The sequence below is a fragment of the Planococcus sp. MB-3u-03 genome, from assembly GCF_002833405.1.
In the GTDB taxonomy this organism is placed as follows: domain Bacteria; phylum Bacillota; class Bacilli; order Bacillales_A; family Planococcaceae; genus Planococcus.
Genome location: NZ_CP025135.1, coordinates 1733012 through 1749654 on the forward strand (window position 1 = coordinate 1733012; position 16643 = coordinate 1749654).

Consider the following 16643-nt stretch of genomic DNA (forward strand, 5'->3'; position numbering starts at 1 on the left):
CATTACTGCTAGCCATCAATCTTCGCGTTGTTTCGTTTTGCGTTGTTTGCTCCAGCGCCAGAACATGATCGCTTCCCCGATTACCACACCGATCGCCCCTGCAGCGACCAAAGTCGATGTATCCGGGTCATCGTTGATTAAAAATGCGATGACGACGCCCACTACGAGCCCGCTCAGTAAAACGGCATATGCATTTTTTCGTGATTTCAGATAATCCACTGTCTCGCACCCTTTCTTGTTGCTTATTATTCCATCTTGCCGAAGTTTTCCCGAGAACGCAAGAATTGTCAGCATCCAGTTGCCTCTACTGGTATACTGTCTTGTGTGCTTATTTTTGAATTCTTTAATAACCTTATGTAGTTTAATACATGTAAATTAAAAAATAAGACACTAATAAAATAGAGCCCATTTCGGCTCTATTTCGTTTCAACCACGAACGACGTCATTTTTGTTATTTGCAGCTCGCCTTCTCCTTGCCATTCATAAAAATCACAATAGCAGTATTTACGCTCCCTGTCATTTCCGCCTTTTGCGGTCATGACGCCTTTTACCGCCCCTTCCTGCCCCGCCGCAATGATGGTGTCGACCTCAAACGCCATTTTTGTGTAATCCTGCATCCCGAAAGCCGCATCCACTAATGCCTGCCTTCCCTTTAAAGGCATCGTCCCGACCATGATCCATTCCACATCGTCCGAAACATGCTGTTCAATGAAGTCCTTCTTGCCTTTGAAAAAGCATCATTGAACTCCTTAAAAGTCGGTGGTGCTGCTCGTCTTCATGGTTTTTCCTCCCTCGCACTGGTAAACCTTCTTTTACTTGACAGCAAATCATTTTTATCTGAATATTCAACTTTCTTTTAGTTTACTCTCTTTGCTGCACCCTGCCTAGTCTATTGTTTCCGTTTTATCATGTTTCTTCCGCTTGATCTTTTCCCTGTAAAGCTTGTTTTTCATTGCTGTCCTTAAATGGTTATAATGGAAAATGCATTATTAGATTAAGCACTGGGAGGATACATCCATATGGCCAAAACAGTTTTCATTACCGCAGAAGAAGGCTTGCATGCGCGTCCGGCTGCAGCACTCGTCAGTGAAGCGAACCGCTTCCACTGCGAATTATCGCTAGAATTTAAAGACCGGACCGTCAACTTGAAATCCATACTCGGCGTCATGGGGCTTGGGATTCCGACCCGTTCTACCATCACGATCCATGCAGACGGCCAGGACGCACAAAAAGCAATACTTGGCACAGCCACCCTACTGGAAGCGCAAGGCATGATCAATTCCGGACAGTAACTCTTTCAGCCACGGAAGGCATTTGGCAGTCGCTGTTCCATAGCTTTTGCATAGCTTTTCCATAGCTTTTCCATAGCTTTTCCATAGCTTTTCCATAGCTTTTCCATAAACGCAAAAACCGCCATCCGGAACTTACCGGATGGCGGTTTTCAATTATGCAGCTACCGTAACATTTTCTTCAGCAAGCCGACGAGGATCGCTGTTACAAATGAACCGGCGAGGATAGCAACCAAGTACGTCAAGATGCTTGCCGCTCCCCGTCCACCAGACCGATGACGAATACGCCGCCGTGTGGTGCACGAAGCCCGATATCGAATAGCATGACGAGCGCTCCGGTCGTTGCCGCTCCTGCAACCGCTGACGGGATGACCCGCGCCGGATCGGCTGCAGCAAACGGGATAACGCCTTCGGTGATGAAACTAGCGCCGAGAACATACGCGGTCTTACCAGCTTCGCGTTCTGTCTTGGTGAATTTCTTCTTTGAACATCGTCGTTGCAATGGCCAGTCCAAGCGGTGGGACCATGCCCGCTGCCATGACCGTTGCCATGAAATTGAAGTTCTGTGCATCAAGCATGGCGATGCCGAACGTGTAAAAGCCGCCTTGTTGACAGGGCCGCCCATATCGACTGCCATCATGCCGCCAAGCAAAAGTCCTACAAGGACCAAGTTGGTTCCGCCAAGCCCTTCAAGGAATGCTGAAATCCCTGTGTAAATTTGTGTTAATGGCGGGTTGATCAGCATCATGACAACCCCGGTGATGAGGATACTGAAGACCGGATAGAACAGCACCGGTTTCAATCCTTCAAGACTTTGTGGAATGACAGCGAATACTTTTTCACCAACAGCGTGACATAACCGGCAAGGAAACCGGCAATCAAGCCGCCAAGGAATCCAGAACCGCCATTTGCTTCTTCAACACCCGTGACAGTAATGGCAAGCAAGCCACCGATCATACCAGGAGCAAAACCAGGACGGTCGGCAATGCTCATCGCGATGAATCCGGCAAGGACAGGGACCATTAAGAAGAACGCCGTGCCGCCGCCGATGGTCGAGCATCGCGGCAAATTCATTGTATTGCGGGCTATCCGGATCTGCCGCGTTGATGCCGAAGAAGAACGACAGGGCAATCAAGATCCCGCCGCCGACAACGAATGGCAGCATGTTCGAAACGCCGTTCATCAAATGCTTATAGAATCCGGATTTCGGTTCTGTGCCGGCATCTGCGTCTTTTGTGCGGTCATGCTTATAGACAGGCGTATCTTGTGCAAGTGCGCGGTCCAATAATTGGTCCGTTTCATAGATCGCTTTGCCGACTTGCGTCTGGATGACATGTTTTCCATCGAATCTCGCCATTTCAACTTTCGTATCGGCCGCGACGATAATGGCGTCCGCTTCCGCGATTTCTGCATCGGTCAAACGGTTTTCACGCCGCTCGAGCCGTTTGTTTCCACTTTCAAATTGATGCCGCGCTCTTTGCACGCCCGTTGAGCTTCTCAGCCGCCATATAGGTGTGCGCAATGCCTGTCGGACAAGCCGTCACAGCCAGGATCTTGCCGCCTGCAGCGGGTTCTACTGTGCCGGCAACCGGTGCACTGTCATCTGCTTGTTCCGGCCCATCCACTTCCGCTTCTTCCGCAGAGACGATGTCGAGCACTTGCTGTTTTGACTCGGCTTCCAAGATATTGACGCGGAATTTCTCATCCATCAGGAAAGTCGCCAGGCGTGATAAGGCTTCCAGGTGATCATCGTTCGCCCCTGCCGTTGCCGCGATCATGAAAAACAGCTGTGCAGGCTGGCCATCCAATGATTCGAAGTCAATTCCTTCAAAAGAACGGCCGAACGCGATGGCTGGCGCTTTGACTGCTTCGGACTTCGCGTGAGGGATGGCGATCGTGTCGCCGATCCCTGTCGTGCTTTGTTCTTCACGGGCCAGGATATCTTTAGTGAATTGCTTCTTGTCGTTCAATTTCCCGGCTTGGTCCAATTGCTCGACCAATTCGTTCAATACCTCGCGTTTGGAGCCGGCTTTCAGATCCAGAATGATGGTGTTTTCCGTCAATAATTGTGTAATTCTCATTTTGTCACATCCTTTTTTTCGAATGGTGTTACGGTCACTTCAGAGAGCAATTGTTCCACATCTGCCTGTTCGCACAAATCTGTCCGAAAAGCAGTGGCGCTTCCGCTAGCGACGCCGTATTGGAATGCTTTGCTCGGATCTTGATGCTGAATATATGAAGCGATGAATCCTGAGACTAAGGAATCTCCCGAGCCGACAGTGTTGACGACTTTGCCTTTTGGCACTTGGGTTGTGTAGTAATGTTCACGGGAAGCATAGATCGCTCCCGCCCCGCCCATGGAGACGACGACATGTTGGACCCCTCTCTCCACCAGCTGGCTGGCATAATGGAAAGCTTGTGCTTGGGTGGTGATTTCGACTCCGAAAATATCCCCCAGTTCATGCTCGTTCGGTTTGATGAGGAAAGGCTTTGTATCCAGCAATTCCTTCAGCGCGGGACCGGACGTGTCGAGCACGAAGTGAATGCCCCGCTCCTGGCAACGATCCGCAAGATCCTTAAAGAATTGGGTCGGCACCGATGACGGCAAGCTGCCCGCCAAGACGAACCAATCACCTTGTGCCATAACGGCAACCTTTTCTTTCAATTGTTCAAGCTGCGCTTCCTTTAGCACCGGGCCGGGCCCATTCAATTCAGTTTCTTGGTCGGTCTTGATTTTGACATTGATCCGCGTGATGGCGCCGGTGTCGATAAAATCGGTTTCAATGCCTTCTGCGTCAAGGAACTCTTCAATAAAGCGCCCTGTAAAACCACCAGCGTATCCGAGCGCCCGGCTTTTCAGGCCCAAACGGCTGAGTACACGCGAGACATTGATGCCTTTGCCGCCGGGGTAATAATACACTTCCTCCGAACGGTTCAAGGCGCCGCTTTCAAAATGCGGCAAATAGGCTGTGTAATCAATGGATGGAGCGAATGTGCATGTGTAGATCATTGTGTCACCACCTTAATTGTAGTTTGTCGTTCGATTTCTTCTAATGCATCATCCGGCAAGCCGTCGATGATAAGTGCGGACCGGCTTAAGTCGAATATGTGCGCAAAACTGACTTTGCCGAATTTTGATTGGTCCGCAAGCACGTAACAGCTTCTGGATAATTCGCCGACCCTTCGTTTGACGGCCGCTTCTTCGGGGTCCGGTGTTGTGAACCCGTGTCCGGGGTGAATCCCGTTGACGCCGAGAAAGCTTTTATCAAACCGGTAATTCTCCAGTGACTGGGTCGCCTGAGGACCAACCAAAGCACCCGTGCGCGACTTGATGAATCCGCCCGTCAAATAGGAAGTGATCCCGTGCTCGTTCAAGGCTTCCAGATGGCTCAGGCCATTTGCTGTCTCTTATTCACTTCTCCTAGCCCACCTTACTAGTCTTGTTCTCGTGCCTGCATCCAGGAACAACGAATCGCCTGTTTTGACGAGTGAGGCCGCATAGCGCGCAACCAGCTGTTTTCCTTCAGGTTCTTGGCCGCTTTATCCGACAAACTCGGTTCCGGCACATTTGAGGCGATCCGGCTGGCACCGCCAAAACGCGTTCCAGCTTCTGCAATTCCTCAAGTTCCGTCAAATCCCGGCGGATGGTGGATTCTGAAGCCGCTGTCAGTTCGACCAGCTCCTGGATTTTGATGCTCTGCTTTTCTTTCAAAAGGTTTAAAATCAGTTGATGCCGCTCCGTGGTCAGCATTCAGTCACCTTCTTTTCTTTTCTGATTAAATAGATAATACTTGAAATCGTTTACAAAATCAATCATAATCATTCATAAGCAGTCAAATTCATTCAAAAAGAATGAATCCCGCTCAAATACACGCATATTATAGGAGGAAATCATCATGGTAGAAAACAATATACAATTACAGACGAAGCAGGCATCCACGCTCGCCCGGCATCCGCACTGGTCGGTTCGATCTCGAAATTCCAATCGGACATCACGCTCGGCTTCAACGGCAAGCAAGTAAACTTGAAATCGATTCTCGGCGTCATGTCGCTTGGCATTGCTTCGGGGTCAACCGTTACGATTGCTGCGGACGGAACGGACGAAGAAGAAGCGATGGCTAAAATCGACGAAGTGCTGAAAGCGGAAGGATCTCCAACCAATGACAAGCCCTCTCCGGTATCGCAGCCTCCACCGGGATCGCTATCGCCAAAGCGTTCCGCCTGGAAAATCCGGAATTGACCGTCGAACAGCAAAAAGTGGGCAATCCTGCTGAAGAAATCGCCCGCTTCGATGCGGCCGTGATACAAGCGGCCGCCGAACTTGAAGTCATCCAGGAAAAGACCGCCCAACAGATCAGCGACAAGGAAGCCGCGATTTTCGGCGCCCATTTGCTGGTCTTGAGCGACCCTGAACTGATTGGGCCGATCAAAGAGCGCATTTCAGCGGATAGCGTCAATGCGGAATTTGCCCTACAGGAAACAAGTGACATGTTCATCACGATGTTTGAAGCGATGGACAATGAGTATATGAAAGAACGCGCAGCCGACATCCGGGACGTTCGTAAACGCCTGCTGTCCCATCTGCTTGGCGTTAAAATCCAAGACCCGAGCATGATCGATGAGGAAGTCATTGTCATCGCCGAAGATTTGACACCGTCCGATACCGTCCAATTGAATGCCCAGTTCGTCAAAGGCTTCATCACCGATATCGGCGGGCGCACTTCGCATTCCGCCATCCTTGCACGCACTTTGGAAATCCCGGCAGTAGTCGGCGCACAAAACGCCATGGCAACGATCCGCAATGGCCAAACGGTGATCATCGATGGCTTGGAAGGCAAAATCATCGTCGAGCCCGACGCAGCGACCATCCAGGAGTTCCAACAGGAAAAGTTGGCCTATGACGCCCAAAAAGCCGAATGGGCCAAACTCAAAGATGAGCCGACGGTAAGTGCCGACGGGCAACATGTGGAACTTGCCGCCAACATCGGCACGCCAAAAGACCTTGCCGGCGTGCTCGAACATGGCGCGGAAGGCATCGGCCTTTACCGCACCGAGTTTCTCTATATGGGAAGAGATGCCTTCCCGACAGAAGACGAGCAGTTTGACGCCTACTCAAAGGTCTTGAAAGGCATGGACGGCAAGCCGACCGTCGTCCGGACACTTGACATCGGCGGCGATAAGGAACTCACGTATCTGGACTTGCCAACAGAAATGAACCCATTCCTCGGCCTGCGCGCAATCCGTTTGTGCCTGGAAATGCCGGAGCTCTTCAGAACCCAGCTGCGCGCCCTCTTGCGCGCAAGTGTGCATGGCAATTTGAAGATCATGTTCCCGATGATCGCAACGGTAGAAGAATTCCGCCAAGGAAAAGCTTTGCTGGAAGAAGAAAAGGCCAAATTACTGGATGCAGGCATCCCAGTCAGCGACTCCATTGAAGTCGGCATCATGGTGGAGATTCCTTCCACTGCCGTCATGGCGGATGTCTTTGCCAAAGAAGTGGATTTCTTCTCCATCGGCACGAACGACTTGATCCAGTACACAATGGCTGCAGACCGCATGAACGAACGGGTGTCGTATCTGTACCAGCCGTTTAACCCGGCGATTTTACGCTTAGTGAAAATGGTCATCGATGCAGCGCATAAAGAAGGAAAATGGGCAGGTATGTGCGGCGAAATGGCCGGCGATGAAATCGCTATCCCGATTCTTCTCGGGCTCGGCTTGGATGAATTCTCCATGAGCGCTTCTTCTGTCTTGAAGGCGCGTGCACAGATCAGCCGTTTGTCAAAACAAGAAATGGCTTCGCATACCGACCAAATCCTTGCACTTTCATCATCACAAGAGGTCGAAGCGTACGTTAAAGGAATTAGCTAAAAACCCTGAATGCCGCAAAGGCGTTCAGGGTTTTGTGATCAAAATGGGTTGGTGGCCCATTGTTTCGACAATGGGATAAAGATCCGCGGATTCAATTTCAATTGCGAAACGATGTATTCCGCGATGTCTTCCGGCTGCATGAACTTCTCTTTTCCTGTTCCGTTTCATTGCCAGAATCGGTCATGCCTGTGACGACACGGCTCGGGGCCAAAGCGAAGACACGGATATTGTCGGGGCGCACTTCCTGCATCAAGGCCTCGCTCATGCCGAGCACCGCAAATTTCGATGCGCTATAGGCGCTCGAGCCGCTTGTGCCTTTGAGTCCTGATGAAGAGGAAATGTTGACGATATCGCCTCCCTGCTTGTCGATCATCTGCGGCAGCACCGCTTTTGTCATATGGACCATGCCCATCAAATTGATATTGAGCATATTTTGCCAATCCTCGGTATCAAGTTCCATGAACTTGCCGTATTTCCCGATTCCTGCATTATTGATGAGGATATCGATCGTGCCGAGTTCGCCGGTCAATTTCTGGACGGCCGCTTCGACTTGCTTGGGATCCGACACATCCGCAACCGCAAATGCTGCGCGGCCCCGCAATGAACGGATCTCTTTCGCCAATTGTTCGATTTCTTTTCGGGTTCTGGCAATCAACCCGACGGCCACGCCTTCATTGGCCAGTGCCAGGGCGGTTGCCCGGCCGATGCCGCGCCCTGCTCCTGTAATGATTGCTGTCTTTTCTGTTAACACTTGTCCCACTTTATTTTCCGCCCTTCAGCTAAATGAATTTTCTCTGCCCTAGTCTTTGCCCCTAAACCGGCGGCGGTAAACCGGCCGATTGACTGAGGATAAATTTTTTTTAGGACAGTAGCCTCAGCTTTGTTTGCGGAAATAATCCAGCAAGCCCTGTGCGCTGACCTGTAAATCCATTTCGATATAGGGCATCACGCGGTGGGGCTGTTTGACTCCTTTTTCCGCCAATTGCGCCATGACGGGTGCCGCCAGGCGTTTTGCCAATTGATCCGCGGATTCATCATGTCGATAGGCAGCCGCCCCTTCTTCGACAAACAGCTCGAGCCATTCCAGCACTTGGCGAAGCGCCGCTTGCGGATTCATTGCAGCACCATAATGCCCGAAATAAAGTACATCGAGTTGCTGACTTTCCATTCGTTCGATGGATGCCTTCATCGCCTCCGGGTCGAATTGGTTCGGTGAGGTGGACGGCAAGTAAAAGTCGATGCCGTCTTCAATCAGCTGTGCATAACGGATGCCGGCCGTATCCCCTACGAAAAACCCATTCGATACCGGGTCTAAGATGCCGAAATGATGCTTGGCATGGCCCGGCGTATCCCAGAACTCAAGCGAACAGTCCGGACCGATTTGCAGCCGGTCGCCTTCCGTTTTGATAGCGATGCGGTGTTCGGGCACCGGAACGATCGGATTGAACAGATCATCGAATTTGTCGCCGTATACTGCGCGTGCGCCGGCGATGAGTCGGCTCGGGTTTGCCAGATGCCTGGCGCCTTTCGGGTGCACGATGAGCGTCGCGTTCGGGCAGTCCTGCAATAATAAGCCCGCTCCACCGGCGTGGTCGAGGTGGATATGGGTCACGATGATGTAGCGGACCTCATCGAGTGAAATGCCGAGTTCTTTCAATCCTTGTTTCACATGCTCCACCGACGGGCTCGGACCTGTTTCAATAATGGTCAGCTGCTGTTCCATGATGACGTAGCTGCCTGTTCGCTGTTCCAGGCCGAGATCGAAACCATCGATCAACTGAATGCGGTCGTTCAACTTGCTGATTGCCATGCTGGCACCCCTTTCTGTTTGTCTTCAGTCTACCAAAGCTCTTGCTTGCCCCACAACTCGGCACATAAAAACGCCGCCAGAATTCGGCGGCGTTTCTCATCAATTGCTGGATGGGCTATAGGAAGTCAATGGAATGTCTTCATAGTCTTCCGGGTCCAATGAATAGACGCTGTCATCGGCTACCCCTTCGACAATGGCCGTCAAGCCGCGCTCTACCGATTTGACCAATTGGCCTTTTTCTTTCTGCCCAAGCGACTGGGTTTGGCCGCGTACTTCAAACAACACGGTGCCGCTGCCATTCAATGCATAGCTGCCAAGCGCTGTGCCCGGCAAATCGAGCCCTTGTGAATAAAGCGAGATATTGGTGAATTTCGAATTGCCGTAGGACTGCAGCTCCTCATACGCCGCCACATTCAACTGGCGTGAAAAATCATAATCGTATTGGTCTGCATAGTCGCTGTATTTCGCCCCTTCAGCACTGGATGGGTCCGGAACGAATTGGGCGGACAGCGATAATGTGACTGGATCTGGCGTGCCATCGACATAATACATCCCTTGATGATGCAGGTCGATAAAGACGTCGACGGTGCCGTATTCTGCTTGCAATGATTTATAGACGTCGCGTGAAACTTGGGCTTCTTTCGTGATAAACCAGCCCGGTTCGTTCGATGCGCCTGGGAAATCTTCGGCTTGTGGTACATAATCCAGGTCTGGGTTAAAGTCGCGGTTCACATCAAAGCCTGGATTGGCGCCGTAATCATAGCTTTGGCTGACGCCGCGGTCTAAATAATTCCATGATGGCGTTGCAGCGGCGAGTTCGGGATAATCCGCCACGACATCGCTCCATGTCATGCTATTGCGGCGCTTATCGCCTTCTGAGGCATCTGGGTTCATCATCGGCATGAAGACGATCGTCACTTCATCGCGCAAGGCTTTAGCCGCTTTCGAGTTGCCAGATAGGGTTTTCAACATATTCAAAATGGCCACGGTGCCTGTTTTTTCGTTTCCGTGAATCTCACTTTGGATCAGCAGCACTTTGTCACCCGTCCCGACAGTCGCAGTATAAATATCGCGGCCTTCGAATGATTGGCCAGCAACATCAACAGAAACTGAGCCTTTGCTATTGGCTTCGATGCGTTGGAGTTCTTTTTGCAGCTCCGCATAATCGATAAACCCGGAAATGGCATTGTCGTGATGGTGTTCAGTCGGCTGTGCAGGTTCTGCCGCTTGCACTGGCATCGCAAGCATGGCACAAAGCCCCGCCATGGTCATTGTCTTGAATATGTGTTTTTTCACTATCCCCACTCCTTTTAATTGAATAGGCTGAGTATAGCAAAGCTTGTTAAGCTTGCCTATAGTTGTCAGAAATTTCAGTCCTTTGGATATATAATCCACAGCGCCAACCGTCCTTCGCCCGTTACCAATGCCGGAGAGCAAATTTTGAGCTCGCTGATTTTCATTGTTTCGTGGGACGAAATACCCGCAGCATCCAGTTGAAGGCTGAAGATATTCATCAGTAAAAAACTGGTCCCTCCGTCAGTTTCTATAATTGGCGCTTTTGGGTTTGCCTATTGCCCTGAATCGGCTACAGTTATACCATCAAGGAAGAAACTGGAGGTTATCATATGAATGATCCACAAATCCGCAAGACAGCATCATCTGGTCGCAGGAAATGGTGCGCAGCACATTGCCAAAACGCGCACAAGACAGCCATAAAGGCGTGTTCTGGCACTGCGTTATTAGTAGCTGGAGGCCCGGACATGCCCGGGGCTGCCTTGATTTCGGGCTCGGGCGCTAACAAGCGGCGTCGGAAAATTGGCAATCGGGACTTACCGCGAAACCATCCGCAGCATCGCTCACGCGGCGGCCGAAGCGACGTATGTGCCAGATGCGCTGATCCATATCGCCAATGGCACCCATTCACTCACTTCCTATAAAGCCATCGCATGTGGGCCTGGCACCTTACCGGATGCAGTGACCGAAGCGGCTATTGACAGTTTGCTGAATTCACCTGCCCCTCTCATACTCGACGCCGGCGCATTGAGTGAACGAAGCTATGTGAAAGAAGCGCACCGCTCATCTTGACGCCGCACGCCGGTGAATTCAGCCGGATCTCAGGATATTCAACAGACCAGATGGCCGAGTCTCCCGGTGCATGTGCCTCGGCATTTGCCATGGAGCATGACTTGACCATCGTCTTGAAAGGCCCCGCACAACAATCGCTTTCCCGGACGGCGAACTGTTCCACAACCCGACAGGAAATGCCGCGCTTGCAAAGGCGGCACGGGCGATATGCTGACCGGCATGATGCTCGGCATGCTGTGCTGTCACGAAAACTGGCGCCATGCCGTCTTAAATGCCGTCTACTTGCACGGTGCCTGTGCGGACGAATTCATCAAAACCCGCTCCCCACACAATGCTTGCACACGATATCGCAAAGCTGCTGCCGGAAGTATGGAAACAATACGAGTGATCCTTTGTTCAGAAAATCGTCACGTGAAATAGCCTGGCTGTGAACTAGTTCGCAGCTAGGCTATTGTTCATTTATTGGATAAAACTGCTCACTATTTTGACAATCAAAAGAGATGAAAAGCTCATACTTTCCGCTATAATGGAAATCGCCAGGCATAAGATTTTCAATACGGACGGAGGTATCTTTATAATGAATAGACACCGGGCGGGACAAAGTTAGTGAACTATGTTCGGATACTTCACTTGACGGTGCCTGCGGTATGGGTTTCTGTGCTGTTGGCAGCCGCTGCAGTAAGCTTGCTGATGCGCGCCGCGATTGGGCATAAACCTGGCGAATGGTACTGGAACGCTTTGGCGCTTTACATCTTGACGTGGAAGCTCAGCTACATCGTTTTCAATTTACAGCATTTTCTTGACATGCCTTTATCGATTCTTTATTTCAACGGCGGGTTGTACGGCCATTTGCTCGCCATAGCATTGCTTATCGGCTATTTGGCCCTGGCACAAAGAAAACAGGCTGCTGTGGCGGAACAGGCTGCCACTGCCTGGTTATTGTTTTTTCTGGCGTATCAGTCCATCCTGCAATATTTTGACGCCGAGTTTGTGCAAGCAGCCCTTCAAACCGCTCTTTTCGCAGCAGCTATCGTGGCCATCCGCGTGCTGGGAAAACGGCCAGACGTTCCGAACAGCTTATTGCTTGCCGCATTTTTCACAGTGGAACTGCTCATCCTAAGCGCATTCGGCCCGCTAGTGACTTGGCAAAATGCGACGCTCATTGTTGTTGCCGCATTCACAATCGCCATGTACATACGTTTTGAACAGAAAGGACCGAGCATATGATAAAAAAAGCTATCATCGGCATATTGCTGGTTGCAGCGATCGCCATCATAGCCATCAATTTCTTTGAAGAAGATGCTCAGCCAATCGATACGAGCGAATCCGCCACTTCCGCAAGCGCAGAAGACGAGTCACTTGCCGAAGGCCTCTCACAAGGGCAGGTAGCTCCCGATTTCACATTGACTGACCAAAATGGCGAGACGGTCAAATTATCCGATTACCGCGGCAAAAAAGTCATCTTAAACTTCTGGGCGACCTGGTGTCCCCCATGCCGAGCTGAAATGCCGCATATGCAGGAATTCCACGAAAACAACGCAGACGGCGACGTCGTTATCCTGGCAGTTAACCTGACCGCACAGGATAACGGCGATGAAGCGATTCGCTCGTTTATCGATGAATTCGGGTTGACTTTCTCCATTCCAATGGACGAAACCGGCAGCACCGCCCAAACTTATCAAATCCGTACCGTGCCGACAACCTACATCCTTAACACGAAAGGCGAAATCGCCCAAAAAATTGTCGGCCCGATGGATGAACAGATCATGAAAGACCAGACAGACAGCATCGACTAAGTTTCTCCGTAAGGCTTGCATGAACTTAAGGGTTTAAAGAAAAGCCATTTGCGGAATACTAAAAGCAGGACTTGCAATGAAATGGAGGATTTTTTCATGGAACTTGATTTAGCAAAAGAACAATTGCCATCGACACAATCTAAAGTGAACGACCACACACCCGACCACATCAATCAGCAAATCGAACGGGAAACGGAAGCCTCGGTCAATTATTACAAGCGCCAAGGCGAAAGTGAGATCCGGACGCGCATTAACGAATTGGACAACGAATGGGACACTGAACGCCTAATGAAAGTAAATATGGCGTCCGTTGCAGCCGTTTCCGCTCTTCTCGCTGTCCGGTCTAATAGAAAATGGGCGCTTCTAGCCGGAGCGTCAAGTGCAGCCATCATTCAGCACGCGCTGCAAGGCTGGACACCGGCGATCGTCATTTTCCGCAAAATGGGCGTCCGCACCGTCGACGAAATCAACCGCGAGAAAAAGGCTTTGCAGAATTTATTGAATAAGCCTGAATAAGATTAAAACCCCTAAGCCTTAGCGCTTAGGGGTTTTTTAAGTATTTTTTGTCGCAGCGTCTCTATCACTTGGCGCGACTGCAGGCATCTTGTTTTTCTGCAGCCAGCCTTTAAAGAGCCGGTGCAGCGGCAGCTCCAGCTTGAAATGCGCCAAAATCCCGAAAAACATCATCAAAGCCACGAGCACCAGGCTCATGCCGATATTGCCCAATACTTCATGCAAACCGGCTTGGTCCATCCATTCAGAGAATACATCGAGCACTACATTGTGGACGAGATAAATCGCAAATGCGGCATTGCCGAGTTGATGGAACGCGTTTGGAATAGTGACATCCTTTTTCAAATCGATCACGCCAAGCCCGATCAACAACAACATGATCGAAATGCTGGCGCTCATTTCAAAGCTGACTTCCATGAAGGGGTTCAACGCATTCATCCACGTTACAGGAAAACCGATCAATCCAAATGCGATGAATAGATACCCGATGATGACCGGTATCTTGGCATGGAGGATGAGCCACGCACAAAACACACCCGCTATGAACATTAAATTATAGGAGGCAAACAGAAAATCGAACAGAAAATGATCGATATAAACAATGCCGATGACGCCCAATAGCGAAAGAATGCCCCAGGCGGCGAACAGCGCCTTGCCGATCAAGCGCGGGCTCAAAAACAGCACGGAGAACATTAGATAAAAATAAATCGTGTATTCCAATGACCATGCCACGATCAAGAACGGGTCTTGCCATTCAGGATTCGGAACAAGAAAGATCGAAGTCAAAATGACATCCATATCCCGCTCCGCCCCTGTTGCGAACCAAGGCAACAGGAATGCCAAGATCAGGAACACCAAGGTCACGACCCAATACAGCGGATAAATCCGGATAAAACGGTTAATCAGGAAATCCGCTAATTGCCCTTTCTTGCCGAATTTTTGACGGTAAATATAATAAGCCATAAACCCTGACAAGGAAAAGAAATAATAGACGCCGCCCGTCAACGGCAAATAAGCCAGATTCCACATATTGAATCCGTAGTAATCCATCATGGTCGTCGATAAATGGTGAAGCATGACCAATAACGGCACCAATGCCCTGGACAATTGAATCAGCACCAGCTTTCTTCTCACACGCCCCACCCCTCTACCGCAAATTCAAACACTCGCCAAAAGACCTAATATAAACCATGAGCCTAATCTGTATTTAAAATTTATAGACATAATATACCACGTTTCATTAAAACCACAAGTATTTTCTCCCATTATCTGCTAGAGCTTTGGCGCTGTCCTATTTCAGCCATAAAAAAACCCGGAAACCATGGATGGCCCGGGTCTGGTCGTTTATCGACGGTCTTTTATGACCGCTATACCGGTCGTCTGCAAGGTTTCTAGCAGCAATTGATGCATGATCGCATAGCCTTCCTCGTTCGGATGGATCGAATCCAGCCAAATGGACGGCACTTTTCCCATTTTCCGCGTATTCGTGACGATGACGCCTTTCGCGCCGATCGCCGAATTCCACATGCGGAACAGCAGGTTGGTGAAACCGAAATACTGCACTTCTTTTTTCATCGAATTATATAAACTATTCTGGACAATGAGCACTTGATCATTGCTTTTTTGTATGAATCCATAAATCTCCAACAAATTGCGGCGGTATTTCTTTTTCAATGCAGCAAACTGGCGGATCAGCTCGCTTGCGCCCCCATCGCGGTATTGACGCAGCAAGTCGTTGCCGCCGATATTCAGCAGCACGAGATCGGCTTGAGCCAATTCCGCCTGCCAATGATCGGCCCGCAGCCGTTCGACGAGGCCATCGCTCGTCAATCCATTGATGCCGAAGTTCAGCACTTCGCTATCCGGAAAGCTGTCTTCCAAATGTCTCGCAATCCCGCCCTTTGTCCCGTAGCCATAAGCTACGGAATCGCCAAGAATGACGATTTTATCTATATGTCGCGGTCTTGTCGCATTGCGTTGTTTACGTCTGAGTGCCTTTTGATAAAGGGCACTCGATCGGAAATTCTTGCCCAATCTTCTGCACGCCCCCTCGCTTTCGTATCTCTTTATTTTAGCATATCTGCCTGTTTCTTTTCCCTTTTCATGCTTATATGCATAACCTGTAGGGCTGGAAGGGTATGGACAACTAGAACATAAAGGAGGGGTGTTGATGGATCAGCTTTATCTAGTTATTGGCATCATCATCGTCGTCCTCACGCTGACCGATTTCATCTGGACGACTTTATGGGTCGACGGCGGTGCTGGGCCATTGACCCATAAGCTCACTTCCGCCTACTGGACGCTCCATAAGCAAGTGAGCCGTAACAACTCGAAATTCCTGAGCCTCGCGGGGCCCATTATTTTGGTCTCCACCTTGGCGACATGGATTTTCCTGCTATGGGCGGGCTGGACCTTCATTTTTGCAAGTTCCAACATGATCGTCGATACCAAAGACGGCGGGCCTTTGTCGTGGGTTGAATATGCCTATTATGCAGGCTACTTGATTTTTACGCTCGGCAACGGTGAGTTCGCCCCGGATGACGGCATCTGGCAGATCGTGGCGATCTTTGCGACTGGCACCGGCATGCTATTCATTACATTTGGGGTGACTTATTTGCTGCAAGTGTTGAGCGCCGTATCGGAAAAACGTTCGCTTGCATCGAGCATCAGCGGCATTGCAAAAGATCCCGCTTCCTTCGTCAACAATTCATGGAACGGGAAAAACTTCGACAACCTCAATCTATTGCTCGATACATTCGCGAATGAATTAAGCAATGCAGTGTCGAAATACAACGCCTATCCAGTCCTCCATTATTACCGCAGCTCGACGCATGACCGTTCGCTGCCGGTCAATATCGTCGTGTTGGATGAATCATTGACTTTTTTGAAGTACGGCATTCCGGAAGAAATTCAGCCCAATACCTTATTGATGCAGGAACTCTCGAGCAGCATCACCAGTTATTTGGATACTTTGCATAGTTCATCGATCGACGCCTCCACCGTGATTCCGCCCCATCAAGTGCTTGCGAACCTCGACGCGTCGATTCCCACAGTGAATGCAGAATCCTATGAAAAACAATGGAATCACTTGAACGGCGCAGAAGAAAGCTCCTCGGCCTTGTGGAAATGACGGGCGAGGAAATGGCCAGGAACATCAAACGACCTGGAATGAATAAATAGCTTTTCTGCTCCAAAGCAAACAAGTAGATGGTTGTAAAAGCGCCGGATCCTGGCGCTTTTTCATTTCCTGTTTTGTCGTTGTTTCCAACAAATTAAAAT

General features: G+C 50.2%; 16 protein-coding genes and 5 pseudogenes. 8 read left to right on the forward strand and 13 right to left on the reverse strand.

The window, feature by feature from the left end; translation table 11 throughout:
• Positions 1 to 15: 15 nt before the first annotated feature.
• A complete protein-coding gene (locus tag CW734_RS09980; protein ID WP_058380702.1) occupies positions 16 to 219 on the reverse strand; it encodes a hypothetical protein in 204 nt (67 codons plus the stop codon).
• Positions 220 to 416: 197 nt separating this feature from the next.
• Positions 417 to 716: pseudogene (locus CW734_RS09985) on the reverse strand (nuclear transport factor 2 family protein); the annotation flags it as partial.
• Positions 717 to 1019: 303 nt separating this feature from the next.
• Here CW734_RS09985 and CW734_RS09990 point away from each other — a divergent pair.
• The gene (locus CW734_RS09990) at positions 1020 to 1292 is read left to right on the forward strand and encodes an HPr family phosphocarrier protein (protein WP_101190357.1); all 273 of its coding nucleotides are present in this window, start codon (positions 1020 to 1022) and stop codon (positions 1290 to 1292) included.
• Positions 1293 to 1530: 238 nt separating this feature from the next.
• Here CW734_RS09990 and CW734_RS18950 read toward each other — a convergent pair whose 3' ends face one another.
• The 6 genes and pseudogenes from CW734_RS18950 to CW734_RS20000 form a co-directional block, all read right to left on the reverse strand.
• Positions 1531 to 2082, reverse strand: coding sequence for a fructose-specific PTS transporter subunit EIIC (locus tag CW734_RS18950; protein WP_232787015.1), 552 nt, complete (start codon positions 2080 to 2082; stop codon positions 1531 to 1533).
• Positions 2083 to 2087: 5 nt separating this feature from the next.
• A complete protein-coding gene (locus CW734_RS18955; RefSeq protein ID WP_232787016.1) occupies positions 2088 to 2234 on the reverse strand; it encodes a hypothetical protein in 147 nt (48 codons plus the stop codon).
• A complete protein-coding gene (locus tag CW734_RS18960) occupies positions 2206 to 2772 on the reverse strand; it encodes a PTS fructose transporter subunit IIBC (protein WP_232787017.1) in 567 nt (188 codons plus the stop codon). The genes CW734_RS18955 and CW734_RS18960 overlap by 29 nt, the downstream gene beginning before the upstream one ends.
• Complete coding sequence (locus CW734_RS18965; RefSeq protein ID WP_232787018.1) at positions 2747 to 3370, reverse strand: PTS sugar transporter subunit IIA; 624 nt, start codon at positions 3368 to 3370, stop codon at positions 2747 to 2749. Before CW734_RS18965 ends, CW734_RS18960 begins: the two co-directional genes overlap by 26 nt.
• Complete coding sequence (gene pfkB, locus CW734_RS10000) at positions 3367 to 4299, reverse strand: 1-phosphofructokinase (protein ID WP_101190358.1); 933 nt, start codon at positions 4297 to 4299, stop codon at positions 3367 to 3369. Before pfkB ends, CW734_RS18965 begins: the two co-directional genes overlap by 4 nt.
• Positions 4296 to 5040: pseudogene (locus CW734_RS20000) on the reverse strand (DeoR/GlpR family DNA-binding transcription regulator). The gene pfkB and the pseudogene CW734_RS20000 overlap by 4 nt, the downstream one beginning before the upstream one ends.
• Positions 5041 to 5169: 129 nt before the next feature.
• Between CW734_RS20000 and CW734_RS10010 the strand changes: the two are divergent.
• Together CW734_RS10010 and ptsP are read left to right on the forward strand one after the other, a co-directional pair.
• Positions 5170 to 5439, forward strand: a pseudogene (locus CW734_RS10010) (phosphocarrier protein HPr); the annotation flags it as partial.
• A 29-nt stretch (positions 5440 to 5468) separates the two neighbouring features.
• The gene (ptsP, locus tag CW734_RS10015) at positions 5469 to 7160 is read left to right on the forward strand and encodes a phosphoenolpyruvate--protein phosphotransferase (RefSeq protein WP_101190360.1); all 1692 of its coding nucleotides are present in this window, start codon (positions 5469 to 5471) and stop codon (positions 7158 to 7160) included.
• A gap of 38 nt (positions 7161 to 7198) precedes the next feature.
• Here ptsP and CW734_RS10020 read toward each other — a convergent pair.
• The 3 genes and pseudogenes from CW734_RS10020 to CW734_RS10030 form a co-directional block, all read right to left on the reverse strand.
• A pseudogene (locus tag CW734_RS10020) lies at positions 7199 to 7920 on the reverse strand (3-ketoacyl-ACP reductase).
• Positions 7921 to 8034: 114 nt separating this feature from the next.
• On the reverse strand, positions 8035 to 8970 hold the full coding sequence (locus CW734_RS10025) for an MBL fold metallo-hydrolase (protein WP_101190361.1): 936 nt from the start codon (positions 8968 to 8970) through the stop codon (positions 8035 to 8037).
• Positions 8971 to 9069: 99 nt separating this feature from the next.
• The gene (locus CW734_RS10030; RefSeq protein ID WP_232787263.1) at positions 9070 to 10209 is read right to left on the reverse strand and encodes a M14 family zinc carboxypeptidase; all 1140 of its coding nucleotides are present in this window, start codon (positions 10207 to 10209) and stop codon (positions 9070 to 9072) included.
• A 576-nt stretch (positions 10210 to 10785) separates the two neighbouring features.
• On the opposite strand from CW734_RS10030, the pseudogene CW734_RS10035 reads away from it, so the two are divergent.
• The 4 genes and pseudogenes from CW734_RS10035 to CW734_RS10050 all read left to right on the forward strand — a co-directional run bounded on the left by CW734_RS10035 (position 10786) and on the right by CW734_RS10050 (position 13367).
• A pseudogene (locus CW734_RS10035) lies at positions 10786 to 11475 on the forward strand (ADP-dependent NAD(P)H-hydrate dehydratase).
• 186 nt (positions 11476 to 11661) lie between these two features.
• Positions 11662 to 12282, forward strand: coding sequence for a hypothetical protein (locus tag CW734_RS10040; protein WP_101190362.1), 621 nt, complete (start codon positions 11662 to 11664; stop codon positions 12280 to 12282).
• Entirely contained in the window at positions 12279 to 12851 is a 573-nt protein-coding gene (locus tag CW734_RS10045; RefSeq protein ID WP_101190363.1) for a peroxiredoxin family protein, read from the forward strand. The genes CW734_RS10040 and CW734_RS10045 overlap by 4 nt, the downstream gene beginning before the upstream one ends.
• 96 nt (positions 12852 to 12947) lie before the next feature.
• Positions 12948 to 13367 carry a DUF2892 domain-containing protein gene (locus CW734_RS10050; RefSeq protein WP_101190364.1) on the forward strand — a complete coding sequence of 140 codons (420 nt, stop codon included), beginning with the start codon at positions 12948 to 12950 and terminating at the stop codon, positions 13365 to 13367.
• Positions 13368 to 13403: 36 nt separating this feature from the next.
• Here the strand turns inward: CW734_RS10050 and CW734_RS10055 are convergent, their stop codons facing one another.
• Both CW734_RS10055 and CW734_RS10060 read right to left on the reverse strand, forming a co-directional pair.
• Positions 13404 to 14498, reverse strand: a complete 1095-nt coding sequence (locus tag CW734_RS10055; protein ID WP_101190365.1) for an acyltransferase family protein — start codon at positions 14496 to 14498, stop codon at positions 13404 to 13406.
• Positions 14499 to 14708: 210 nt separating this feature from the next.
• The gene (locus CW734_RS10060; RefSeq protein ID WP_157824148.1) at positions 14709 to 15398 is read right to left on the reverse strand and encodes an SGNH/GDSL hydrolase family protein; all 690 of its coding nucleotides are present in this window, start codon (positions 15396 to 15398) and stop codon (positions 14709 to 14711) included.
• Positions 15399 to 15534: 136 nt separating this feature from the next.
• Between CW734_RS10060 and CW734_RS10065 the strand changes: the two genes are divergently transcribed.
• Positions 15535 to 16494 (forward strand): ion channel, encoded by a 960-nt coding sequence (locus tag CW734_RS10065; protein ID WP_101190367.1) that lies wholly within the window; start codon positions 15535 to 15537, stop codon positions 16492 to 16494.
• The last annotated feature ends 149 nt before the right edge of the window (positions 16495 to 16643 follow it).

What these genes read in the sequence shown, in the direction of transcription:
- CW734_RS09990 (WP_101190357.1), top strand. Translation starts at nt 1,020, where the DNA reads ATGGCCAAAACAGTTTTCATTACCGCAGAAGAAGGCTTGCATGCGCGT.
- CW734_RS18965 (WP_232787018.1), bottom strand. Translation starts at nt 3,370, where the DNA reads ATGAGAATTACACAATTATTGACGGAAAACACCATCATTCTGGATCTG.
- pfkB (WP_101190358.1), bottom strand. Translation starts at nt 4,299, where the DNA reads ATGATCTACACATGCACATTCGCTCCATCCATTGATTACACAGCCTAT.
- CW734_RS10025 (WP_101190361.1), bottom strand. Translation starts at nt 8,970, where the DNA reads ATGGCAATCAGCAAGTTGAACGACCGCATTCAGTTGATCGATGGTTTC.
- CW734_RS10030 (WP_232787263.1), bottom strand. Translation starts at nt 10,209, where the DNA reads ATGCCAGTGCAAGCGGCAGAACCTGCACAGCCGACTGAACACCATCAC.
- CW734_RS10045 (WP_101190363.1), top strand. Translation starts at nt 12,279, where the DNA reads ATGATAAAAAAAGCTATCATCGGCATATTGCTGGTTGCAGCGATCGCC.
- CW734_RS10050 (WP_101190364.1), top strand. Translation starts at nt 12,948, where the DNA reads ATGGAACTTGATTTAGCAAAAGAACAATTGCCATCGACACAATCTAAA.
- CW734_RS10065 (WP_101190367.1), top strand. Translation starts at nt 15,535, where the DNA reads ATGGATCAGCTTTATCTAGTTATTGGCATCATCATCGTCGTCCTCACG.